Here is a 22,685-nt window from a genome sequence, read left to right as displayed (position 1 = left end):
GGTGGGCATCGCCCCACAAGCCCTGCCTCTTCCAGGACAATGCGCCCAAACGCGGCGGTATATTATTATACCGTTTCGATCTAGTGGGCCCCCTCAATAGAATAGGTCGCTGTGCTAGCATGCCTCGCTCGAACACGGCCCGCTGGCCGTCCATAAGAACGCTTTTCGTGAGTAGCCATGGTCGACAAACTGACGCATCTGAAACAGCTGGAGGCGGAAAGCATCCATATCATCCGCGAGGTGGCCGCCGAGTTCGATAACCCGGTGATGCTGTATTCCATCGGTAAAGACTCCGCCGTGATGCTGCACTTGGCGCGCAAGGCGTTTTTTCCGGGCAAGCTGCCGTTTTCGGTGATGCATGTGGACACCCGCTGGAAATTTCGGGAAATGTACAGCTTTCGCGACAAGATGGTCGCCGAGCTTGGCCTGGACCTGATCACCCATGTAAATCCTGACGGCGTGGCGCAAGGCATCAACCCCTTCACTCACGGCAGCGCCAAGCACACCGATATCATGAAGACCGAGGGCCTCAAGCAGGCCCTGGACAAGTACGGCTTCGACGCGGCCTTCGGCGGCGCCCGGCGTGACGAGGAGAAATCCCGTGCCAAGGAGCGCGTGTACTCCTTTCGCGATGGCAAGCACCGCTGGGACCCGAAGAACCAGCGCCCGGAGCTGTGGAACGTCTACAACGGCAGGGTCAACAAGGGCGAGTCGATCCGCGTCTTCCCGCTGTCGAACTGGACCGAGCTAGACATCTGGCAGTACATCTATCTCGAAGGTATCCCGATCGTGCCGCTGTATTTCGCCGCCGAGCGTGAAGTCATCGAGAAGAACGGCACCCTGATCATGATCGACGATGAGCGGATCCTTGAGCATCTTTCCGATGAGGACAAGGCCCGCATCGTCAAGAAGAAGGTGCGTTTCCGTACCCTTGGCTGCTACCCGTTGACGGGCGCGGTGGAGTCCGAGGCTGAAACCCTCACGGACATCATTCAGGAAATGCTCCTGACGCGAACTTCCGAGCGCCAGGGCCGGGTCATCGATCACGATGGCGCCGGTTCCATGGAAGACAAGAAACGTCAGGGCTATTTCTAAACAGGGTCTAAGCATGTCGCATCAATCTGATTTGATCAGCGAGGACATCCTCGCCTACCTGGGCCAGCACGAGCGTAAAGAACTGCTGCGTTTCCTGACGTGCGGTAACGTCGACGACGGCAAGAGCACCCTGATCGGGCGCCTATTGCACGACTCCAAGATGATCTACGAAGATCATTTGGAGGCCGTCACCCGCGATTCGAAGAAGGTCGGCACCACCGGTGACGATATCGACCTGGCGTTGCTGGTCGACGGCCTGCAAGCCGAGCGCGAGCAGGGCATCACCATTGATGTCGCCTACCGTTACTTCTCTACCGCCAAGCGCAAGTTCATCATTGCCGACACCCCCGGTCATGAGCAGTACACTCGCAACATGGCTACCGGTGCCTCCACCTGCGACCTGGCGATCATCCTGGTGGACGCCCGCTACGGCGTGCAGACCCAGACCCGTCGCCACAGTTTTATCGCCTCCCTGCTGGGGATCAAACACATCGTGGTCGCCATCAACAAGATGGACCTCAAGGACTTCGATCAAGGTGTGTTCGAGTCGATCAAGGCCGACTACCTGAAATTCGCCGAAGGCCTGAAGATGAAGCCATCGAGCATGCACTTCGTGCCGATGTCAGCCTTGAAGGGCGACAACGTGGTGAACAAGAGCGAGCGTTCGCCGTGGTACACCGGCCAGTCGCTGATGGAAATCCTCGAAACCGTGGAAGTGGCGGGCGACCGCAATTTGACCGACCTGCGTTTCCCAGTGCAGTACGTCAATCGGCCGAATCTGAATTTCCGTGGTTTTGCCGGCACCCTGGCCAGCGGTGTCGTCAAGAAGGGCGACGACGTGGTTGTGCTGCCATCGGGCAAGACCAGTCGGGTCAAGTCGATCGTCACCTTCGACGGTGAGTTGGAACACGCAGGTCCAGGCCAGGCCGTGACCCTGACCATGGAAGACGAGATCGATATCTCCCGTGGCGATTTGTTGGTGCATGCCGACAACGTACCGCCGGTGACCGACAGCTTCGAGGCCATGTTGGTCTGGATGGCCGAGGAGCCGATGCTACCGGGCAAGAAGTACGACATCAAGCGCGCCACCAGCTACGTGCCGGGCTCGATTGCGAGCATCGTCAACAAGGTCGATGTGAACACCCTCGAGGAAGGCCCGGCCAGTGCCTTGCAACTGAACGAGATCGGCAAGGTCAAGATCGCCCTGGATGCCCCGATTGCCTTGGACGGTTACGACAGCAACCGCACCACTGGCGCGTTCATTATCATTGATCGCTTGACCAATGGCACCGTGGGCGCCGGTATGATCGTCGCTCAGCCGCTGGCCCATGGCAGCGCCACCCACCATGGCAAGCTCGCCCATGTAGCGACCGAAGAGCGCGCCCAGCGCTTTGGCCAGCAACCGGCGACCGTGCTGTTCACCGGCCTGTCGGGCGCGGGCAAGAGCACGCTGGCTTATGCGGTGGAGCGCAGGTTGTTCGATCTGGGCCGAGCGGTGTTCGTCCTGGACGGCCAGAACCTGCGCCATGACCTGAACAAAGGCTTACCGCAGGATCGTATCGGACGCACCGAGAACTGGCGACGTGCCGCCCATGTGGCGCGTCAGTTCAACGAAGCCGGCCTGCTGACCCTGGCCGCGTTTGTGGCGCCGGATGCCGAAGGCCGTGAACAGGCCAAGGCGCTGATCGGCGGTGGGCGCCTGCTCACGGTCTATGTCCAGGCATCGCCGCAGGCCTGCCAGGAGCGTGACCCCCAGGGCCTGTACGCAGCGGGTGGCGACAACATTCCGGGGCTATCTTTCCCCTACGACGTGCCGCTCAATGCCGAGCTGGTGATTGATACGCAATCGTTGTCGCTGGAAGACAGCGTGAAGAAGGTGCTGGAGTTGCTGCGCCAGAACGGCGCGATCTAAGCATTGCCGGCATTGAAAAAGCCCGCTGTCGAGTAATCGACAGCGGGCTTTTTGCTGGCGCCATAACCGCCTTTATGGCTCAAGAACTGGCTGGATATTCACGGTGCATCTGTGCCAGCAGTGCATCTTTGTTTTCCCATAGTTGGTTGATCCAGCCTTGGAACGCCAGGCGGTACTCGCCGTCCTGGTCATAGTTCCCTCCGATGAACTGCGGCGGGATCTGCAGCTCTTCGAAATGCACCACCACGTCCCGCACGTTGCCGCATAACAGGTCCCAATAGCCAGGTGTTCCCCCTGGATAATGTAGGGTCACATTGATGATGGACTCCAACTGCTCGCCCATGGCATCCAGCACAAAGGCGATCCCACCGGCCTTGGGTTTGAGCAGGTAACGGAATGGTGATTGCTGCTGCGCGTGTTTGCCTGGGGTAAAGCGTGTGCCTTCGGCAAAGTTGAAGATAGCCACCGGGTGGTTGCGAAACTTCGCGCAGGTCTTGCGGGTGGTTTCCAGGTCCTTACCCTTTTTTTCCGGGTGCTTGTGCAGATACGCTTTGGAGTAGCGCTTCATGAAAGGAAAACCGAGGGCCCACCAGGCCAGGCCGATCACCGGTACCCAGATCAGTTCCTGCTTGAGAAAGAACTTCAATGGACGGATCTTCCGGTTGAGAACGTACTGCAGGACCATGATATCGACCCAGCTCTGGTGGTTACTGGTCACCAGATAGGAGTGCTGGTAGTCCAGGCCTTCCAGGCCGCTGACATGCCAGCGAGTGTGCCGGACCCAGCGCATCCAGACCTTGTTGTGGCTGATCCAGACCTCATGGATATGGTTCATCAACCAGTCGCTGAAACGCCGCGTCAAGACAAAAGGCAGGGCCTTGAACAGCGCCACGCAGAACAAGAACGAGCACAGCAGGAGGGTATTGAACGCCAACAGTAGGGAGGCAATCACGCCTCGCAACGGGGCCGGGAGGAAGCTGATCATTTAGATATCCACAGGTCGGTTGGCGGCTTGGATCGCGGTCAGGGCGATGGTGTAGACGATATCGTCCACCTGGGCGCCCCGTGGCAGATCGTTGACCGGCTTGCGCAGGCCTTGCAGCATCGGTCCCAGGCTGACGCAGTCGGCGCTACGTTGCACGGCTTTGTGGGTGGTGTTGCCGGTGTTCAGATCGGGGAACACGAACACCGTGGCGCGACCGGCGACCTGACTGTTGGGAGCCAGTTGCCGGGCGACATTTTCGTTGGCGGCGGCGTCGTACTGCAACGGGCCGTCGATCAACAAGTCGCGCTGAGATTCGTGCGCCAACAAGGTGGCTTCGCGAACCTTCTCGACTTCCTCGCCGCTGGCCGATTCACCACTTGAATAGCTGATCATCGCCACCCGTGGGGTGATGCCGAACGCCTGTGCCGAGTCGGCACTCTGCAGGGCGATTTCCGCCAGCTCGGCAGCGGAGGGGTGCGGGTTCATCACGCAGTCGCCGTAGACCAGCACCTGCTCGGGGAACAGCATGAAGAACACCGACGAGACCAGGGAGCGGCCCGGCGCGGTCTTGATCAGTTGCAGGGCCGGGCGGATGGTGTTCGCGGTCGAGTGGATCACCCCGGACACCAGGCCATCGACCTCGTCCAGGGCGAGCATCATGGTGCCGATCACCACGGTGTCCTCCAACTGCTGCTCGGCCATGGGCGTATTGAGGCTCTTGCTCTTGCGTAGGGCGACCATGGGCTCGGCATAACGTCCGCGAATCTCGTCCGGGTCGAGAATCTCCAGGCCCGGTGGTAGTTCGAAACCGTGAGCCTGGGCAACCGCCGCGACATCCGCCGGTTTGGCCAACAGGACGCAACGGGCGATGCCCCGCGCCTGACAGATCGCCGCAGCCTGGACCGTCAACGGTTCGCTGCCCTCGGGCAGGACGATACGCTTGTTGGCTTGCTGGGCTCGCTGGATCAACTGATAACGGAATACCGCCGGTGTCAGGCGCATTTCCCGTGGAGTGCCGCAGCGTTGGTGCAGCCATTGAGCATCGAGGTGGCCGGCGACGAAGTCGGTGATGATTTCCGCCCGCTCACGGTCATCGATGGGAATTTCCTTGTTCAGGCTGTTGAGTCGATTGGCGGTGTCGTAGGAGCCGGTACTGACCGACAACACCGGCAGGCCGGCCTGCAAGGCGCCGCGACACAGCTCCATGAGGCGCGGGTCGGGCTTGGTGTCGCTGGTCAGCAGCAGGCCGGCCAGGGGCACGCCATTGAGCGCCGCCAGGCTGACGGCGAGGATGATGTCGTCGCGGTCGCCTGGCGTTACTACCAGCACGCCCGGCTTGAGCAATTGCAGGGTATTGAGCACGGTGCGGGCGCAGATGATGATGTTCGACATGCGTCGGGTTTCATAGTCGCCGGCGTTGAGCACCTGGGCTCCCAGCAGGTCGGCGACATCGCGGGTACGCGGGGCGTTGAGCTCCGGCTGGTACGGAATGCAGCCCAGTAGGCGGAAGTCCCCGCTGCGCAGCAACGGCGAGTGCTCCTTGAGGCGAGCGGCAAAGTCTTGCATGCTTTCCTCGGTACGCACCTTGTTGAGGATCACGCCGAGGACCTTCGGGTCCTTGGGACCGCCAAACAACTGCGCTTGTAACTCCACTCGGCCGGACAGTTCGGTCAGCACTTCGTTTTCCGGCGTCGAGACCAGGATCACCTCGGCATCCAGGCTTTTGGCCAGATGCAGGTTGACCCGCGCGGCATAGCTGGCGCTGCGGGTCGGGACCATGCCTTCGACCACCAGCACATCCTTGTCGACGGCGGCCCTCTGGTAGAGCGTAATGATTTCTTCCAGCAGTTCGTCGAGCTGGCCGTCGCCAAGCATCCGTTCGACATGAGCCAGACCCAGTGGCTGTGGGGGCTTGAGGCCATGGGTGCGGGCCACCAGTTCGGTCGAGCGCTCAGGTCCGGTATCACCCGGATGCGGCTGGGCAATGGGTTTGAAAAAGCCGACTTTCAGGCCGGCGCGTTCCAGTGTCCGTACCAGCCCGAGGCTGATCGAGGTCAGACCCACGCCAAAATCGGTGGGCGCGATAAAAAAAGTTTGCATGCCTAGTCTCTAAAGGAGCGAGTGCGAGGATCTATCACTGGCCCATCGCAGGATTCAGACGGCAAGGTTAGCGCTAACCTTGCCTTGTGCGCACCAACCACATGCAAAGGGCTGGCCGATTTTTGCCGCACGCCGGGCGGGATCCAGCACCCAGTCACGGGACTGCCACGGCGGCTGATGGCGCAGATGCTGAGTATGACCGCAGGACAGCTCGACCACCCAGTGTCCGTCCTCATCCTGATGGAAGCCGCTGATGATCGACTGGTTCGTCATGACCCGCCCATCCGGGTTCCGTTCGCTTTCGGATGAATCCTTGTTTAAACTTGTACACTCTTCATTCTTATGCAAAAGGTCTCGCCCCATGCTGATCGCCGCTAATAAGGCTGTCTCCATTGACTATACCCTGACCAACGACGCTGGTGAGGTCATCGACAGCTCTGCCGGCGGCGCGCCGCTGGTCTACCTGCAAGGTGCGGGAAACATCATTCCGGGCCTGGAAAAGGCCCTGGAAGGCAAGGCGGTCGGCGACGAGCTGAGCGTAGCCGTTGAGCCTGAAGATGCCTACGGCGAATACGCCGCCGAGCTGGTCAGCACCCTCAGCCGCAGCATGTTCGAAGGCGTCGACGAACTGGAGGTGGGCATGCAGTTCCACGCGTCCGCGCCGGACGGCCAGATGCAGATCGTGACCATTCGTGATCTGGACGGCGACGACGTTACCGTTGACGGCAACCACCCGCTGGCTGGCCAGCGTTTGAATTTCCAGGTCAAGATCGTCGATATCCGTGACGCCAGCCAGGAAGAAATTGCTCATGGCCATGTCCATGGCGAAGGTGGTCATCACCACTGATTGGTGTTGCCAGGCTCTGCTAGCTGAAGGCGCCCACGGGCGCTTTTTTTAGTCCGACGCGGTTTTTATCTGGAAACCGCTCGGGGTGTCAGGCCACAATGTCGCGACGTCACACGGGAATATCGGGAGTTCGTCATGAGTGTTTTTCACGACCTTACGCTAGAAGCGCTGGATGGCCAGGACCTACCTCTGGCACCCTTCAAGGGGAATGTCGTGCTGGTGGTCAATGTTGCCTCCAAGTGTGGTTTGACGCCGCAGTACGCCGCGCTGGAAAACCTCTACCAGCAATACAAGGATCAAGGCTTGATGGTGCTGGGCCTGCCGTGCAATCAGTTTGCCGGGCAGGAGCCTGGGACCAAAGAGGAAATTCGCGAGTTCTGCAGCCTCAACTATGGCGTGAGCTTTCCGTTGAGCAGCAAGCTGGAGGTCAACGGTCCCGCCCGCCACCATCTGTATCAGTTGCTGGCGGGTGAAGGCGCCGAGTTTCCCGGAGACATCACTTGGAATTTTGAAAAATTCCTGTTGGGCAAGGATGGGCGTGTGCTTGCGCGTTTCTCGCCGCGTACCGCGCCGGACGATCCATCGGTGGTCCAGGCTATCGAGAAGGCCCTGGCCTGATACCCGCTTCCCGTCGGAGCAGGCTTGCTCACCACTGATTTACCTGGCGGCGGGTGTTGCATGGGGTTGCCCATGCTCCGCTTCACAGGCTCCCCGAAGTTGCTTCTCGAACTGTTCGACGATCGCCCGCCAGCCCTGCCGGCTGGCATGCTGGCGGGCATTCAGGCGCACATTGCGTAAGGTTTCCCGGCCCTCGAGCAACCAGCAAGCTGCCTCACAAAAAGCTTCTTCGTCCCCAGGCATTGCCAGCACGCCGTTGTAGCCATGCCGAATATGCTGGGCGGCGGCAGCCTCGTCGTAGGCGACCACCGCTAACCCCGAAGCCAATGCCTCAAGCACCACGTTGCCAAAGGTTTCGGTGAGGCTCGGAAACAGGAACAGATCCCCTGAGGCGTAGTGGGCCGCCAGCGCTTCGCCGCGCTGGGTCCCACAGAAGAGTGTCTCAGGCAGGTTTGCTGCCAGGGAGGTCCGCTGCGGGCCGTCACCGACTACGATCAGCTTCATCACTCGCTGCGGATAAGTCGTCTGCAAAGCCCGGAATGCGCGGACTAGCAGGCCAAGGTTTTTCTCGGTCGCCAGGCGCCCGACATACATCACTGCAATATCGTCCTGTGTCAGTCCCCAGCTTTCGCGCAAGTCGTTCAGCCGTTTGGCCGGGTGGAACAACTGGCTATCGACACCCCTGGATAGCAGCTCCAGTCGTTCGAAGTGTCTGCGCTCCAGCTCCAGACGTTGACTGACACTGGGCACCAGGGTCAACTTGGAACGATTGTGAAACCAGCGCAGGTAATGGGTCAGGGGCCGCGTGAGCATCCCCAGTCCGTACTGGTTGGAGTACTGCTGGAAATTAGTATGGAAACCGCTCACCACCGAAATCCCCAGGCGCCGGGCAGCACACAACGCAGAAAGGCCCAGCGGCCCCTCCGTAGCGATATACAGCACATTCGGACGCTGGTGCTTCCAGCGGCGCAACAACTTGTGCATCGACCACTGTCCCCATTGCAGGCCCGGATAACCGGGCAGTGGCCAGCCGCGGCAGAGCAGCAGTTCGGTGTCGCTGGGGCGGGTCTGGTCGGCGCTTTGGCGTGGACGCACCAGCTCGATGCGGTGACCACGAGCGCGTAGACCGTCACATAGGCGGCCAAGGGTATTGGCCACCCCGTTGATCTCGGGCGGGTAGGTTTCGGTGATCAGGGCGATATGCAGAGGTGTCATCATGCATGAAGTATCGTGCCATGCCGTTGCGACACCGTGGCAGTTGGGTGATGAATTTATGACGGGGCTGTTTTTGCCCTCTTGCGCCGAATTGAACGCCGGAGGCTTGATCGGCTCCGGCGCCATCTGCCTGGTGCTAAGGTTGCGCCAAGGCCTCGTTGCCGCGTTCACGCACCCAGAACAGGGTGGCGCCAGCCACAGCCGCCGGCATCATCAAAATGTTCACCACCGGAATCAGCAGCACCAGGTAAACGATGCCGCCGAAGCTCATGCTCTGCCAGCGCTTCTGGCGCAGCCAGGCGAGCATTTCGTTCCAGCCCAGTTTGTGGTTATCCGCCGGATAGTCGATGTATTGGATCGCCATCATCCACACCCCGAACAGCAGCCACAGCGGCGCGGCAATGATATTCACCACGGGGATGAAGGACAGCACGAACAAACCGAGGGCCCGTGGCAGGAAGTAGCCCAGCTTGCGCATTTCCCGCGCCAGCGTCCGTGGCACCATCGCCAGCAGTTCGGTCCAACTGAAGGCCGGGAAATCATCGGTTCCGCGTACCACCACTTCGACCTTTTCCGCGAGAAACCCATTGAAAGGGGAGGCAATGATGTTTGCCAGCAGGGTGAAGCTGAAGAACACCATCAGTATCACCAGCGCCACGAATAGCGGCCAGAGAATGTAGTTGAGAAAGCTCAGCCAATGGGGCAGGGTCGGCATCAGGTGATCGACCCAGAGGCTGAACTGATGCCCGGCGAAATAGATCAGTCCGACGAACAGCACCAGGTTGATCAGCAACGGCAGCAGGACAAACAGTCGTAGCCCAGGGCTTAGGACCAGCTTGAGGCCCTCGCGCAGGTATTGTGGGCCGGACATGACAGGTGCGGGCATAGCGGGCTCCGAAGCAGGGGAAAACGCGCAGACCTTACCGGCTTTGCACGGGCGGTGAAAGGGCTGATATTTGCGGTAACGGTTTCACTAATAAAGGTGTCGCGCAGGACCTGGTTCAGAATAGAGACCTGCTATGAGCTGGATTGTTATTGCGTACTTCCTTAATCTTCGCTCCCTCGATACGCTACGCATCATTATTTTTCGGGACTGTGTGCTACAAAGCCTTCCCCAAGCGCTTTCGCGGTTCTTTTTTATTCCAGCCGGTTTACCGGGGTTTCGACCCGGTGCCTTATGGGCGATCGATAGGAGTGAGTCATGTCTGAAGTACGCCATTCGCGAGTGATTATTCTCGGTTCCGGCCCTGCCGGTTACAGTGCTGCGGTCTATGCGGCTCGCGCCAACCTCAAGCCGCTGCTGATCACTGGCATGCAGGCTGGCGGTCAGTTGACCACCACCACCGAAGTCGACAACTGGCCCGGTGACGTACATGGCCTGACCGGCCCGGTGTTGATGGAGCGTATGCGTGAACACGCCGAGCGCTTCGAAACGGAAGTCATCTTCGACCACATCAATGCCGTGGACCTGGCGAAGAAGCCCTATACCCTGGTGGGCGACAGCGGCACTTTCACCTGCGATGCGCTGATCATCGCCACCGGCGCCAGCGCCCGTTATTTGGGCTTGCCTTCGGAAGAAGCCTTCATGGGCAAGGGCGTTTCCGCCTGCGCTACCTGCGACGGTTTCTTCTATCGCAACAAGCCGGTCGCCGTAGTCGGTGGCGGCAACACGGCGGTGGAAGAGGCGCTGTATCTGGCCAATATCGCCAGCACTGTGACCCTGATTCACCGCCGCGAGACTTTCCGCGCCGAAAAAATCCTGATCGACAAGCTGCACGCCCGCGTCGCCGAAGGCAAGATTGTGCTCAAGCTCAACGCGACTCTGGATGAAGTCCTGGGCGACAATATGGGCGTGACCGGTGCTCGTCTGAAAAACAATGACGGCAGCTTCGACGAGCTGAAAGTCGATGGTGTGTTCATCGCTATCGGCCACACGCCGAACACTTCGTTGTTCGAAGGCCAACTGGCTCTCAAAGACGGCTATCTGGTGGTGCAGAGCGGTCGTGATGGCAATGCGACCGCGACCAGCGTTGAGGGGGTGTTCGCTGCGGGCGACGTGGCTGACCACGTGTATCGTCAGGCAATTACCTCGGCCGGTGCCGGTTGCATGGCCGCGTTGGATACCGAGCGTTATCTGGACGGTCTGTAGATCGCTAAGTTCTGCCAGCCTATCGCACTCAGGCTGGCAGAACATAGCGCTGGTCGTCGAACCTCGACCAGCGTTCTAGAATCAGCGGCGCTTGAGCGGCTGCGCGGTGAATTCCACGCCCGCCAGGCCGTGCTTGATCAGCGCGCGGATATTGCCGTGGTCACTGCCCTCGGGAGTGGCCAGTACCGAGCGGTAGTGCTCGCCGAATGCCAGCAGCGCTTGCTGATCGCTCAGGCCTTCGAGCAATGCGAGGCCCAGGGTCTTGCACGAACCTTCGTTCTGCCCGGCGGCATTTTCCAGGCCGCCATTGTTGAAAGCCTGTGGCTGGTAGTCGTAGCCCGCGGCGATAAACGCCAAGGTGTCGGCAAAGAGATGCTCGCCACTGTCGAGGCTTGCGCGCAGGGTATTTATATCAGTCATGAATTTTCCTTTTTGGCGAATGTCGCCTGTTGTTCGGCACTGGCTTCTCGCTGGTATTGGGCTTTCCACGCAGCATAAGGCATGCCGTAGACCACTTCATGAGCCTCGTTGAGGCTCAGCGCGATCTGGCGTTCATCGGCTTCGGCCTTGTACCACTTGGACAGGCAGTTACGGCAGAAGCCGGCGAGGTTCATCAGGTCGATGTTCTGGACGTCCTTGCGGCTGTCCAAGTGGGCGACCAACCGACGAAAGGCGGCGGCTTCGACTTCGAGGCGTTCTTGCTCGGTCATGGTGGGCTCTGTGCTTGAAGGGGGAGTTAAACCTAGGCCGCGATGATAAGAGCCTGGCGCGTCGAATGCCAGGTCACTCAAGGGAGCAGTGGCTCAGCGGCTTGCCGCCAGGGTGATCGACACCGACTCGGCGAATCGCAGGGCATGGGGCTTGTCGACTTCGACTTCGGCGTAGAGCACCGGCTCGTTGCTCATGACCAAGTCCAGCAACTCCTGGGTCAAGCGTTCGAGCAGCGCAAAGCGGTTGCCTTCCACATGCTGAATGATCGCTTTGGTGATGGTGCGGTAGTTCAGCGCGTGGTCGATATCGTTGTCGCGCACGGCTTCCTGGGCGGCATACAGGATGGTGAGGTTGATCAGCACATCTTGCTTGTTGAGGATCTCCTCCTCGTTGATGCCGATAAACGTGCGCAGGTTCAGGTCCTTGACCCGGATCCGGGCCATTCCCGGTTGAAGTTGTGGCATCGTTACTTGCTCCGTCCGATCAGTTGCAGGAACTCCATGCGGGTGGTGTTCGAGTCGCGCAAGGCGCCGAGCATCACCGAGGTGTTCATGGTCGAATTCTGTTTTTCCACGCCGCGCATCATCATGCACATGTGCTGCGCTTCGATGACCACCGCGACACCGGCGGCGCTGGTCACTTGCTGGATGGCGTCGGCGATTTCCCGTGTCAGGTTCTCCTGGATCTGCAGGCGCCGGGCGAACATGTCGACGATCCGCACGATCTTCGACAGCCCCAGTACCTTGCCGGTCGGGATATAGGCCACATGAGCCCTACCGATGAAGGGCAACAGATGGTGTTCGCACAGCGAGTACAACTCGATGTCCTTGACGATCACCATTTCGTCGTTGTCGGAAGCGAACAGCGCGCCGTTGACCACTTCATCGAGGTTCACGGAATAGCCGTGACACAGGTACTGCATGGCTTTGGCTGCCCGTTTCGGGGTGTCCAGAAGCCCCTCGCGGTCGGGGTCTTCGCCCAGACCCAGGAGAATCTCGCGATAATGCTCAGGCAACGTAGCGCTCATTGCAATGTTTCCTCGCGGTGCGGCTTATTTAAGGTGCCGACCGCCATTGACGGTCAAGGTTGTGCCAGTGACGTAGGGGTTGTCCAGCAGGTAGCGCAGGCTCTGGTATAGCACCTCGGCGCCAGGCTCGATACCCAAGGCCGATTTGGCCAGAGCCTTGGCGCGGTACGCTGCCTCGTCGTCAGGGTTGAACATTAGCAGCGCTGGGGCGATGCCGTTGACCTTGATTTTTGGCGCGTATTTAGCAGCGAAGGACAATGTCAGGTTGTCCAGTCCAGCCTTGCTGGCGCAATAAGCGACGTGCTTGCTGCTGCCCTTGCGCGTCACGTCGTCGCTGATATGCACGATATCGGCGAGTGGCGATTGCCGCAGCAGGTCGGCGCAATGCAGGTTGATCAGGTACGGCGCCAACATATGGATGCTGAACATCCGGGTAAACGCTTCGGTTTCGTCTCCCGGTGTTTCGGCGAGCCAGGCCGAGGCGTTGTGAACGATCGCCCGCAGGCTGTCGGTGTGCTGCTTCAGGCTGTCGATAAAGGTTAGGATGCCGACTTCGCTGGCAAAGTCGGCGAATAGCGTGATCGCCCCCCGTTTGCGCAAGGCCTGCAGACCAGGCCGCTCACTGCGGTAACTGACAATCACTGGACAACCGTCCGCCAGCAGCCGCTCTGCACAGTACAGGCCGACGCGCTGGCTGGCGCCGGTGATCAGGATCGGGGCGGGGAACGATGGCATCGAGGGCTCGCGACAAGCAGTGAGGAGGTGTGGATTGACGTTGAAGTCAAACTATACCAGCGACACGCCTTCTACAACCCTGTGGCGAGTCCGCGCAAGGCCTGCGAACAGCTCGCTGCCACGTTCAGGTACAAGGTCGAGCGCTCCGGGGCATGCAAGGTGGCGTCGCTGAAACTCAAGAGCCTCTGGAAGTGGCTGTCGGCGAGAGGCGAGGCCAGCACACCGAAAGCCAAGTAGCCCTGCAGTCGGTAGCCGGTTGTTTCACCTTCCTGAAACAGGGCCAACATATCCTGATGACGGTCGGTGGCGACGCGATGTCCGATCATCGTGGTGATGAGTGAGGACGTTAGGTCTTGGCGCAAAACCGAGTAGGGCTCACTTAAAACGCTACGCTCAGTAGTGGGCTGTGTCCGAAAAACAGGCAAGAGTTATTCCCTGTTTTTTGGAAAAACTGTCCGAGATATCGAATACATTGTTCCATGTTTGAAGAAAGTCAGTCGATGTAAGCTAGAATATCTACAAAATTTTACACATTGATGTGGAAAATATGGCCGTCATTACCGAACTTGCACCATTATCGCTGTCTTTGCCGGCGTTGAAGCAGGACGAGTTGTTTCCCATTCGGGAGGTTTCGCGCCTGACGGGTGTGAATCCGGTCACCCTGCGCGCCTGGGAGCGCCGCTACGGCCTGATTCAGCCGACACGTACCGAAAGCGGTCATCGGCTCTACGCCATGAGCGATATCGAGACTGTACGCAGCATTCTCGGTTGGATCGAGCGTGGGGTGGCGGTCAGCAAAGTGGGCAAGATCCTGGCAAAGACGGCGGCGGCCCGTGCGCCGTCGACTGACCCCTTGGTGCCGCTGCCTGTGGATGATTGGCGCCAATGCCAGATTCAGTTGGGCGGCGCGATCAGTGCCTTTGATGAGCTGGCGCTGGAACGTGTGTACGGGCAGATTTTTTCCAGCTACCCGCTGACGGTGGTCTTCCAAAATATCCTGATGCCGCTCTGGCAGGATCTGCGCGCCCAGCGCGGTGCATTCGGGCAGGCCAGCGAATGGCTGTTCCTCGACAGTTTCCTGCGTGGTCGGGTGTTGCAGCGACTGCAATCGGCCAGAGGGGCCCCCCTGGAGCGGATTGTCCTCGCTGCATTGCCAGGGGACTGTCGCGAGCTGGAATTATTGGTGGCCGGCTTGTTGCTCGGCAACGGCGAGCGCCCGGTCAGTGTGCTGGCCATCGGGCAACCTTTCGATGAGTTGCCGCTGATTTGTGAAAAGGTCCGGCCGCGGGTGTTGGTGCTGTACTCCAACCGTTCGCCGGCCTCGGATTTGTCGCGCCGGCTGAATCGGCTGGCGCTGGCGGTGGAGTGCCCGGTGATGCTTGCCGGCGATGTGGCGGATCTGCTGCAAGACTCCCTTGAAGGCACCAGTATTGGTTGCCTGGGGCATGACGGGCAGCAGATGCGCCAACGCCTGCAGCAACTGCTGGCGGGCAAGCTGGATACCTAATGGGGCTCGCTGTGAAATTGCGGATGGGCCAGGCGATGCTGTTGCAGAATGTACTGGCGCAGCCGTTCGGTTTCGCTCTCATCGCTCTGGCTGAGCCGATAGGCATATAGGCCTTGCTCGGCTTCCCGCTCGAACCGCCCACGCAAGGCAATGCGCTCATACCCCGGAGGGCTGAACCACTGGGCGAACTGCCTGGGGGGCTTGATGCCGTTGCGACTTTCCACCAGCACACCCTGGAACGATACCGCACGTACCGCCAGGGCGCTGGATTGGCCTCGGGAGTTTTCCAAGGCCACTGGCTCGTCCAGAGTCAGCCGCCAGGGACGGGCTATCGGCCCGTCCTCGTAGATACTCGGCACTCCCACGTGCAAATGTTGGGCGTGGAATTCGTCTTCCACCAGGTGCAGGGGGAAGGTCATTTTCTGGTTTTCGAAGCGCGCCTGGATCGTCACTTGCTCATGGGTCGCCAGGCGCGTCAGCAGATCGCGGATTTGCGACACCCCATTGACCAGCAAGCTTGAAGAAGTATCGCGCTTGTTGAGCTGCGGGTTGTGTTGCAGGGTCCGTATGAAATCCAGCTCGTCCGGAGTCAGAAGGGCGTCGCGGTGCATGATCAAGCTCAAAAAGTGGGAAACGCGCCTGCAAAAAGCGCTGAATGTACCTTCAGACAACGGATTCCACTATTGGTTGGCACCGCCGGTCGCCTTGAGCGCTTCGAGTTCTGCCTTGACCTTGGCCAGTTGCTCTTCCAATTGGGCCACCCGCTGCTGAGCCTTGACCTGGACCGTCACATCTTTTTGGACTCCGACAAAATAGGTCAGTTGGTCGCTCTCGTTGAATACTGGAGAAATCGACAGCTCGTTCCAGAAGTGCGTGCCGTCCTTGCGATAGTTGCGCAGGATCTGGCGACAGGGCTTGCGGCTGCGTAACGCTTCGCGGATCAGCTCCAGGTTCGGCTGGTCGCGGTCGCCGGACTGCAGGAAGCGACAATCCTGGTAGAGAATTTCTTCGTTGCTGTAGCCGGTCAGGCGTTCGAACGCCGGATTGGCGTAGATCAGGATGTTGTCTTCGCCTTCCTGTTCGGCGACGACGATACCGTCGTTGGAGGCATCGATTACCAGTTGCAGCAGTTTTGGGTTGATCATCGTTGAAATAATCCGCAGTCCATTGGCAATCTCAGGAGTGTAAAAGAATGTCCTGGATGGTCAATGCCAAGTCAGTAGATACAAATGAATTTTCAGTGGGAATGTTTCTCACCTGTTAATATCCTACGCTTTTTACTCTGCTCCAGGATCAGATTGATGAAGGTCGCCATCCTTTCCGGCTCGGTCTACGGCACAGCCGAAGAAGTCGCCCGTCACGCCCAGCGGATTCTCGATAACGCCGGATTCGAAGCCTGGCACAACCCTCGCGCCAGCCTGGCCGATATTCTGGCCTTCGCCCCACAGGCCTTTCTGGTGGTGACCGCCACCACCGGCCTGGGTGAATTGCCGGATAATGTACAGCCGCTCTATTCGGCCATTCGTGACCAGTTACCGGCAGCCTGGCGTGGCCTGCCCGGTGCGGTGATCGCCTTGGGCGATGCGTCTTACGGCGACACCTTCTGTGGCGCTGGTGAGCAGTTTCGCGAGCTGTTTGCCGAACTCGGTGTGGCTGAAGTGCAGGAGATGCTGCGCTTGGATGCCAGCGAAAGTGTCACCCCCGAAACCGATGCCGAGCCTTGGCTGGCTTCGTTTATCAGTGTATTGCGGGGCTGATTGGGCGTTCACCTCGAACAAGATCAAGCCGACCGCGTTGCAACCGGGCAGCGGCTGGCTGATGGCGCAGATGCCGCTGTTCTATTGCGGCGTTGATGAGCCTGCTGAAGTTGTTTGCTGCGCCGTTGTTGCGGGCGCTGATTTGATGCGCAGTGGACTATTTCTTACGTCATCGAAGCTGACCCGCTGAGTCATCAAGCTGGCTGGCAATGCAACCCCATGGTGGCGACGGGCTGACTAGACTGTTGGACAATCGAGTAAGATCAAAACAGAACAATGCCGAGGTCAGTACTGTGAGCGTAGCCCCTGTTGCAACCCCAGCGAGCATAAAGGATCAAGTCAGCGCCGCCGAATGGCAGACTCGCGTCGATCTGGCAGCCTGTTACCGTCTGGTGGCGATGCATGGCTGGGATGACCTGATCTTCACGCATATCTCGGCCAAGGTGCCGGGTACCGAAGATTTTCTGATCAACCCTTATGGGTTGATGTTCCATGAAATCAGCGCCTCGAGCTTGGTGAAAGTCGACCTGGCCGGGCACAAGCTGATGGACAGCCCCTATGAGATCAACCCCGCCGGCTACACCATCCACAGCGCCGTCCACGAAGTCCGCCATGATGTGAGCTGCGTGTTGCATACTCACACCGCCGCAGGCGTGGCGGTTTCGGCGCAGCGCCAAGGGGTATTGCCCATCAGCCAGCAGTCGCTGTTCGTCCTGTCGAGCCTGGCCTATCACGCTTATGAAGGTGTAGCCCTCAACCATGAGGAAAAGGCCCGCCTGCAGGCCGATCTGGGGTCGAACAATTTCTTGATGCTGCATAACCATGGTCTGTTGACCTGTGGTGCCAGTATCGCCGATACCTTCCTGATGATGTTCGTCTTCCAGCGCGCCTGCGATATCCAGGTCCTTGCGCAAAATGGCGGTGCACAGCTGATTGCCATCGAACCGCAGGTTCTCGCCGGCGCCAAGGCGATGATTGCCGGAGTGACCCGCAGTGCCCAGGGCATGGGTGGGGCACTGGCCTGGCCGGCCTTGTTGCGCAAGCTCGACCAGCAAGACCCTGGGTTCAGAGTGTAATGCCGCGGGTCGAGATGCCCTTAGGCGTCTGGTCGACATCGCCAACTGCGTTGGCCTCGGATCTGTCTGTGCTCCAGCCTTTTCTCAGATCGCGGAGGCAGGGAAGTATTTTTTCACCAGCGCCGCGAGGCGAGCGGCCGTCTCGATATCCAGGCGACCGTCATAGTTGCTGGCCCTGAAATGCAATTGAAAGGCGCGGATCAATTGCCACAAACCCTGCTCCGAGGTCGCTTTCGACGTCTCGTAGCCGTAGGTCTTGAACAGCGTCAGCAAGCTGGCTTGCTGGGGCAGGCCCCGCTCAGTGAAACGATTGACGTAATGATCTTTTGTCGTCTCGTCGTACCAGGCGCCGATGCCGGCTTGATGCAACTGCTGCCATGGGAAGGCCGCGCCCGGATCACTTTTTCGTCCTATTGAAATATCACTGTGGCCGACCACGTTGACCGGGCTGATGGTGGGGTAACGCGCCAGGATATTCAGCGCCAGCTCCTTGATCGCCTCGATCTGGGTGGGGGGATAGGGGGGGAAAGTGAACTGCCCATTGTCGTCGGTCGCCAGGTTGACGATTTCGATGCCGATGGAACTGTCGTTGAGATTGATCCGGTTACCCCAGGCGCTGGCTCCCGCGTGCCAGGCGCGGTCGTTCTCGTTGACCAGGTTGAAGATATTCTGTGCACTGTAGCCGGCAGCAATGTAGGACGCATCGTCTGGATCCGGCACCAAATAGTGGGCACTGACATGGGGGCCGGTCAAGCTGTTGATCGAAGACTGGAAGTTGGTCGCCGTATAATGCATCACCAGAAAACGGACTCGGCTGTCAAAACTTTTATCAGCACGGTAAGCGTTGTATTTTATTATGTTCATGAGGTGAACTCTTTTAGGTGTGAATGCATACAATAGTTGCTGCGGGGAAATATTTTTTTAAGAGTTTTCTTAAAAAGCAGTAGGAGGTTTTGAAGTTTGTTTTCTGAATTTTCAGGAAATATATTGACTCAGATCCACGGCTTGACGGTGTTTGTCTATTTTGTTTTTTTAAAGCCTGAGTGCTCAATGATACATCGCTTGTTTCGAGGCATGAAATGGCGGTTTGGGCCTGTCTATCGATAAAACAGGAACATTCAAATGAACACCGATATTATTCATGCGGATAAACATCATTTGCGCGCCAGTTGGATGGCGACGGTAGCCAACCTGGATTGGCCGTCACGGGCGTCATCAACGATCGGCGATGAGGCCGAACGGGTCAGAGTACAGAAAAACGAGCTGATCGAGCAGTTGGACGAACTGGTCAAGCTGAACATGAATGCCGTGTTCTTTCAGGTAAAGCCCTGTTCGGATGCATTTTTCCGGTCGGCCATCCTGCCCTGGTCGGCCTGGCTCACCGGTACGCTGGGCCAGGACCCCGGCTTCGATCCGCTGGCATTCGTCATCGAACAGGCCCATGCGAGAAACCTGGAGTTGCATGCCTGGTTCAACCCCTACCGTGTATCGATGGATACCCGGCAAAGCACCGTCGACTCATTGCGCAACACGTTACCGGGGGCCCCCTCCAGCGTGTATGTCGCGCACCCGGAATGGGTCGCAGTGGCCTATGATCGCTTCGTGCTGGATCCGGGCATCCCCGAGGCCGTTGACTGGGTCATTCAAGGCGTCTTGGAAGTGGCGCTCAACTATGATGTCGACGGTATTCATTTCGACGACTACTTCTATTACGAATCCGCCAGCTCAAGACTTGACGACGCGGCGACATTTTCCCGCTATGGGCAGGCGTTTGATAATAAAGGCGATTGGCGTCGTGATAATACCTACCGGTTGATTTCACAGTTGTCTCGCAAGTTGCGTGAACTCAAGCCTGCCTTGAAGTTCGGTGTCAGCCCCGCGGGTGTCTGGCGTAACCGCAAGGACGACCCCCGAGGGTCCGATACTTCGGCGGGTATTCCGAATTATGACGCCGGTTATGCCGATACCCGACTTTGGGTCACGGAGGAACTGATCGATTACATTGCGCCGCAAGTGTATTGGACTTTCGGTCTGAAGGCGGCGCAGTTCGATATCGTGACGCGCTGGTGGGCGGATACCGTGCGCGGAAAAAATGTTCACCTCTATATCGGTCAGGCACTCTACAAAGTGGGGGTGCCCAGCCAGCGGGAGCCGGAATGGAGCGAAGGCGAAGGGGGCGCCGAACTCGATCGGCAATTGCGATGGAATCTCGATATTCCCGAGATTCGCGGCAGCATCCTGTTTCGCCAGCGCTTCCTACGAGCGCCCCAGACTCAGGCCGCCATCGCGGCCATACGCGCGGATATCTGGCGTTATCCGGCGCTGATCCCCTCCATGCCCTGGAAAGCCGGGCAGCCGCCAGCGGCGCCGTCTTGTGTGCAGCAACAGCAGCATAACTGGGGAACACAGGTCAAATGGCATGAGAGCAGCGCCAATGCCGTGGACAAGACCCGGTACTACGCGATTTACCGCTTCCCCTCAGGAGTGGCTGTGGACATCGCCCGGGCCGATTGCCTGGTGGCAACCCTGCGTCGCGCCGGTTGCCTGCATATCTGGAACAGTCCGCCGCAAAGCGAGCCTGCGTGCGTCTATGCCGTCACCGCCCTGGACGAGAACCATCGGGAAAGCCGGATGACCCTCTCGGATTGATCGCCCGACCGAACGCGACCGGCGATTCAGGTCTTCTGATACCCCATCCGCCAACTGATGGCTTCGCTCGCCGCCAGCAGGCGCTTGGCCGCCGGGCCATCTTCATCGGCTTGGAACAGTGAGGTCGGGCCGACCACAGTCAATACTGCCGCCACCTTGCCCACGGCATCGAATATCGGTGCTGACAATGCGTCGACCCCCGGCATCAACAATCCGTGGACAAAATGCAGGCCGCGCCGGCGGATCTGTTCGCAGGTCATGGCGTAGGTCGGCGCATCGGCCAAGGGGTGAGGGTGGCCGGCCTTGAGCTCGGCCTCGCGCAAATCGCTGGTCTCCCGATCCGGGAGAAAGGCGTTGAACACCAGTCCGGTGGATGAGCTGAGCAACGGTAGTACTGAGCCTAACTGCGTCACTACTGTCACCGCACGCACGGCCGGTTCGATATGCACCACGGTCGCGCCGTGGTTGCCCCAGACCGCGAGGAAACAGCTTTCATTGAGGTCGTCGCGCAACTCCGCCAGGGGGAGCGCGGCCACCTGCAGCACATCCATGCCATTCAGCGCCGCCAAGCCGACCCGCAGTGCCTCGCGGCCGAGACCGTAGTGGTTGGTGGCCCCGTTCTGTTCGGCAAAGCCGCTGGCAATCAGCGCCTGCAGGTAACGATGGACCTTGCTCGCCGGCATCTGCACACGCTCGGCCAGGCGCGACAGCGAGGTGCTGGGCGACAGCTCGGCCAGGGCCTTGAGGATGTCGGTACCGACCTCGGCCGAGCGGACTTTCTGTTTAGCGTTGCTGTCGCGGGTACTGCGCGGCTTTTCCATGGAGGCAATGTGATCTCAAGACGAATGGGCGTCTTTATAGCTTGACGAGCATCGTCAATCAAATTACGTTTTTCATAATCAAATTACGTAATACATAATTTCGATCTAATAAAAACAAGCCGAGCTTGCTGTCTGTCGATGACCGAGGCAGGCAACGCTTTACTCCATCAGGAGGTTCCATGAATCTCGACGCCACGGCGCTGGCCTATCAGTCCGGCTTCGGCAACGAATTTAGCAGCGAGACGTTGTCCGGTGCTTTGCCGGTCGGCCAAAACTCGCCGCAAAAAGCGCCCTACGGGCTCTACACCGAACTGTTTTCCGGCACGGCCTTCACGATGGCCCGCGGCGAAACTCGACGGACCTGGATGTATCGTATCCAGCCGTCGGCCAAGCACCAGGCGTTCGCCCGGCTCGACCGGCAACTGGCCGGTGGTCCGCTAGGCGCCGTGACGCCCAACCGCCTGCGCTGGAGCCCGCTGGAGATCCCCGCCGAGCCGACTGATTTCATCGATGGGCTGGTGAGCATGGCGGCCAACTCAGACGCGGACAGGCCCACCGGGGTCAGCCTCTACAGCTACCGTGCCAACTGTTCGATGCAGCGGGTATTCTTCAATGCCGACGGCGAACTGTTGCTGGTGCCCGAACTGGGTCGCCTGCGTATCACCACGGAGCTCGGCGTTCTGGAACTGGAACCGCTGGAAATTGCCGTGCTGCCACGGGGGCTGAAATTTCGCGTCGAACTGCTCGACCCGCAGGCCCGCGGCTATATCGCCGAAAACCACGGCGCGCCGCTGCGCCTGCCGGAGCTCGGGCCCATCGGCAGCAATGGCCTGGCCAATTCCCGTGACTTCCTCACGCCGGTGGCCCATTACGAAGACCTCAGGCAAGCGACCACCCTGGTACAGAAATTCCTTGGAGAGCTGTGGGGTTGCCAGCTCGATCATTCGCCGCTGAACGTAGTCGCCTGGCACGGCAACAACGTGCCGTACAAATACGATCTAAGGCGCTTCAATACCCTGGGTACGGTCAGCTTCGATCATCCGGATCCGTCGATCTTCACCGTCCTGACCTCACCTTCCAGTGTCCACGGCCAGGCCAACCTCGACTTCGTGATCTTCCCGCCGCGCTGGATGGTAGCGGAGAACACTTTCCGACCGCCCTGGTTCCACCGTAACCTGATGAACGAGTTCATGGGCCTGATCCAGGGCACCTACGACGCCAAGGCCGAAGGCTTTCTACCAGGTGGCGCCTCGCTGCACAGCTGCATGAGTGCTCATGGCCCGGATGGCGAAACCTGCACCCGGGCGATTGCCGCCTACCTGGCGCCGAGCAAGATCGACCACACCATGGCCTTCATGTTCGAGACCAGCCAAGTGTTGCGCCCAAGCCGCTTCGCCCTTGGCTGCCCGCAGTTGCAGGACCATTACGACGCTTGCTGGGCAACCTTGCCCGTCACCTTCAATCCGGATCGGAGATAACCC

General features: G+C 59.4%; 26 protein-coding genes. 11 read left to right on the top strand and 15 right to left on the bottom strand.

Annotated features, from left to right (window positions below; genetic code table 11):
* The first annotated feature begins 177 nt into the window (after positions 1–177).
* Positions 178–1,095, top strand: coding sequence for a sulfate adenylyltransferase subunit CysD (cysD, locus tag BMX68_RS01145; RefSeq protein WP_017130687.1), 918 nt, complete (start codon positions 178–180; stop codon positions 1,093–1,095).
* Between the two features lie 13 nt (positions 1,096–1,108).
* Entirely contained in the window at positions 1,109–3,007 is a 1,899-nt protein-coding gene (gene cysN, locus BMX68_RS01140; protein ID WP_074861774.1) for a sulfate adenylyltransferase subunit CysN, read from the top strand.
* 79 nt (positions 3,008–3,086) lie between these two features.
* Here the strand turns inward: cysN and yihG are convergent, their stop codons facing one another.
* Genes yihG through BMX68_RS01125 form a run of 3 tightly spaced genes read right to left on the bottom strand, consistent with a single transcriptional unit; the run spans position 3,087 to position 6,485 of the window.
* Positions 3,087–3,992: a 1-acylglycerol-3-phosphate O-acyltransferase, YihG family gene (gene yihG, locus BMX68_RS01135; protein ID WP_017130688.1), complete on the bottom strand. Its 906-nt coding sequence runs from the start codon at positions 3,990–3,992 to the stop codon at positions 3,087–3,089.
* Complete coding sequence (gene pta / locus BMX68_RS01130; protein WP_017130689.1) at positions 3,993–6,092, bottom strand: phosphate acetyltransferase; 2,100 nt, start codon at positions 6,090–6,092, stop codon at positions 3,993–3,995.
* Positions 6,093–6,146: 54 nt separating this feature from the next.
* The gene (locus BMX68_RS01125; protein ID WP_074861796.1) at positions 6,147–6,485 is read right to left on the bottom strand and encodes a DUF3565 domain-containing protein; all 339 of its coding nucleotides are present in this window, start codon (positions 6,483–6,485) and stop codon (positions 6,147–6,149) included.
* On the opposite strand from BMX68_RS01125, the gene BMX68_RS01120 reads away from it, so the two are divergent.
* Positions 6,454–6,939, top strand: coding sequence for an FKBP-type peptidyl-prolyl cis-trans isomerase (locus BMX68_RS01120; RefSeq protein ID WP_017130691.1), 486 nt, complete (start codon positions 6,454–6,456; stop codon positions 6,937–6,939). The two genes, BMX68_RS01125 and BMX68_RS01120, sit on opposite strands and share 32 nt — an antisense overlap.
* 135 nt (positions 6,940–7,074) lie before the next feature.
* Positions 7,075–7,557, top strand: coding sequence for a glutathione peroxidase (locus BMX68_RS01115; protein WP_017130692.1), 483 nt, complete (start codon positions 7,075–7,077; stop codon positions 7,555–7,557).
* 39 nt (positions 7,558–7,596) lie between these two features.
* Here the strand turns inward: BMX68_RS01115 and BMX68_RS01110 are convergent, their stop codons facing one another.
* Both BMX68_RS01110 and cysZ read right to left on the bottom strand, forming a co-directional pair.
* Positions 7,597–8,775 carry a glycosyltransferase family 4 protein gene (locus BMX68_RS01110; protein ID WP_017130693.1) on the bottom strand — a complete coding sequence of 393 codons (1,179 nt, stop codon included), beginning with the start codon at positions 8,773–8,775 and terminating at the stop codon, positions 7,597–7,599.
* Between the two features lie 133 nt (positions 8,776–8,908).
* Entirely contained in the window at positions 8,909–9,658 is a 750-nt protein-coding gene (gene cysZ, locus BMX68_RS01105) for a sulfate transporter CysZ (RefSeq protein WP_017130694.1), read from the bottom strand.
* A gap of 315 nt (positions 9,659–9,973) precedes the next feature.
* On the opposite strand from cysZ, the gene trxB reads away from it, so the two are divergent.
* Positions 9,974–10,921, top strand: a complete 948-nt coding sequence (gene trxB / locus BMX68_RS01095) for a thioredoxin-disulfide reductase (RefSeq protein WP_017130695.1) — start codon at positions 9,974–9,976, stop codon at positions 10,919–10,921.
* Between the two features lie 81 nt (positions 10,922–11,002).
* Here trxB and BMX68_RS01090 read toward each other — a convergent pair whose 3' ends face one another.
* The 6 genes from BMX68_RS01090 to BMX68_RS01065 form a co-directional block, all read right to left on the bottom strand.
* On the bottom strand, positions 11,003–11,341 hold the full coding sequence (locus BMX68_RS01090) for a HopJ type III effector protein (RefSeq protein WP_017130696.1): 339 nt from the start codon (positions 11,339–11,341) through the stop codon (positions 11,003–11,005).
* Positions 11,338–11,631 (bottom strand): DUF1244 domain-containing protein, encoded by a 294-nt coding sequence (locus tag BMX68_RS01085; protein WP_017130697.1) that lies wholly within the window; start codon positions 11,629–11,631, stop codon positions 11,338–11,340. Before BMX68_RS01085 ends, BMX68_RS01090 begins: the two co-directional genes overlap by 4 nt.
* Positions 11,632–11,724: 93 nt before the next feature.
* Positions 11,725–12,096 carry a dihydroneopterin triphosphate 2'-epimerase gene (gene folX, locus BMX68_RS01080; RefSeq protein WP_026013040.1) on the bottom strand — a complete coding sequence of 124 codons (372 nt, stop codon included), beginning with the start codon at positions 12,094–12,096 and terminating at the stop codon, positions 11,725–11,727.
* Positions 12,097–12,098: 2 nt separating this feature from the next.
* On the bottom strand, positions 12,099–12,659 hold the full coding sequence (folE, locus tag BMX68_RS01075) for a GTP cyclohydrolase I FolE (protein WP_017130699.1): 561 nt from the start codon (positions 12,657–12,659) through the stop codon (positions 12,099–12,101).
* Between the two features lie 24 nt (positions 12,660–12,683).
* Positions 12,684–13,394, bottom strand: a complete 711-nt coding sequence (gene folM, locus BMX68_RS01070; RefSeq protein WP_017130700.1) for a dihydromonapterin reductase — start codon at positions 13,392–13,394, stop codon at positions 12,684–12,686.
* Positions 13,395–13,465: 71 nt separating this feature from the next.
* A complete protein-coding gene (locus tag BMX68_RS01065; protein ID WP_026013041.1) occupies positions 13,466–13,720 on the bottom strand; it encodes a putative antibiotic biosynthesis monooxygenase in 255 nt (84 codons plus the stop codon).
* Between the two features lie 221 nt (positions 13,721–13,941).
* On the opposite strand from BMX68_RS01065, the gene BMX68_RS01060 reads away from it, so the two are divergent.
* Entirely contained in the window at positions 13,942–14,901 is a 960-nt protein-coding gene (locus BMX68_RS01060) for a MerR family transcriptional regulator (protein ID WP_017130701.1), read from the top strand.
* Here the strand turns inward: BMX68_RS01060 and BMX68_RS01055 are convergent.
* Both BMX68_RS01055 and BMX68_RS01050 read right to left on the bottom strand, forming a co-directional pair.
* Positions 14,898–15,512 carry a hypothetical protein gene (locus tag BMX68_RS01055; protein ID WP_017130702.1) on the bottom strand — a complete coding sequence of 205 codons (615 nt, stop codon included), beginning with the start codon at positions 15,510–15,512 and terminating at the stop codon, positions 14,898–14,900. The two genes, BMX68_RS01060 and BMX68_RS01055, sit on opposite strands and share 4 nt — an antisense overlap.
* A gap of 69 nt (positions 15,513–15,581) precedes the next feature.
* Positions 15,582–16,046: a PAS domain-containing protein gene (locus BMX68_RS01050; protein ID WP_017130703.1), complete on the bottom strand. Its 465-nt coding sequence runs from the start codon at positions 16,044–16,046 to the stop codon at positions 15,582–15,584.
* Between the two features lie 156 nt (positions 16,047–16,202).
* On the opposite strand from BMX68_RS01050, the gene BMX68_RS01045 reads away from it, so the two are divergent.
* From BMX68_RS01045 to BMX68_RS01040, 3 genes are all read left to right on the top strand, one after another.
* On the top strand, positions 16,203–16,658 hold the full coding sequence (locus BMX68_RS01045) for a flavodoxin (RefSeq protein ID WP_017130704.1): 456 nt from the start codon (positions 16,203–16,205) through the stop codon (positions 16,656–16,658).
* Complete coding sequence (locus BMX68_RS25260) at positions 16,612–16,848, top strand: hypothetical protein (protein WP_143063214.1); 237 nt, start codon at positions 16,612–16,614, stop codon at positions 16,846–16,848. Before BMX68_RS01045 ends, BMX68_RS25260 begins: the two co-directional genes overlap by 47 nt.
* Before the next feature lie 103 nt (positions 16,849–16,951).
* Positions 16,952–17,734, top strand: coding sequence for a class II aldolase/adducin family protein (locus BMX68_RS01040; protein WP_060782153.1), 783 nt, complete (start codon positions 16,952–16,954; stop codon positions 17,732–17,734).
* Between the two features lie 84 nt (positions 17,735–17,818).
* Here BMX68_RS01040 and BMX68_RS01035 read toward each other — a convergent pair whose 3' ends face one another.
* Positions 17,819–18,598: an N-acetylmuramoyl-L-alanine amidase gene (locus BMX68_RS01035; RefSeq protein WP_017130705.1), complete on the bottom strand. Its 780-nt coding sequence runs from the start codon at positions 18,596–18,598 to the stop codon at positions 17,819–17,821.
* Positions 18,599–18,856: 258 nt separating this feature from the next.
* On the opposite strand from BMX68_RS01035, the gene BMX68_RS01030 reads away from it, so the two are divergent.
* A complete protein-coding gene (locus BMX68_RS01030; RefSeq protein WP_017130706.1) occupies positions 18,857–20,383 on the top strand; it encodes a glycoside hydrolase family 10-like protein in 1,527 nt (508 codons plus the stop codon).
* Between the two features lie 26 nt (positions 20,384–20,409).
* Here BMX68_RS01030 and BMX68_RS01025 read toward each other — a convergent pair whose 3' ends face one another.
* A complete protein-coding gene (locus BMX68_RS01025; protein ID WP_017130707.1) occupies positions 20,410–21,204 on the bottom strand; it encodes an IclR family transcriptional regulator in 795 nt (264 codons plus the stop codon).
* Between the two features lie 179 nt (positions 21,205–21,383).
* On the opposite strand from BMX68_RS01025, the gene hmgA reads away from it, so the two are divergent.
* The gene (hmgA, locus tag BMX68_RS01020) at positions 21,384–22,682 is read left to right on the top strand and encodes a homogentisate 1,2-dioxygenase (protein WP_017130708.1); all 1,299 of its coding nucleotides are present in this window, start codon (positions 21,384–21,386) and stop codon (positions 22,680–22,682) included.
* Positions 22,683–22,685 lie beyond the last annotated feature (3 nt).

Origin of the sequence: Pseudomonas agarici (genome assembly GCF_900109755.1) — a bacterium.
In the GTDB taxonomy this organism is placed as follows: domain Bacteria; phylum Pseudomonadota; class Gammaproteobacteria; order Pseudomonadales; family Pseudomonadaceae; genus Aquipseudomonas; species Aquipseudomonas agarici.
The sequence above is the reverse complement of the archived record's forward strand: the minus strand, read 5'-3'. Positions and strand labels throughout refer to the sequence as shown.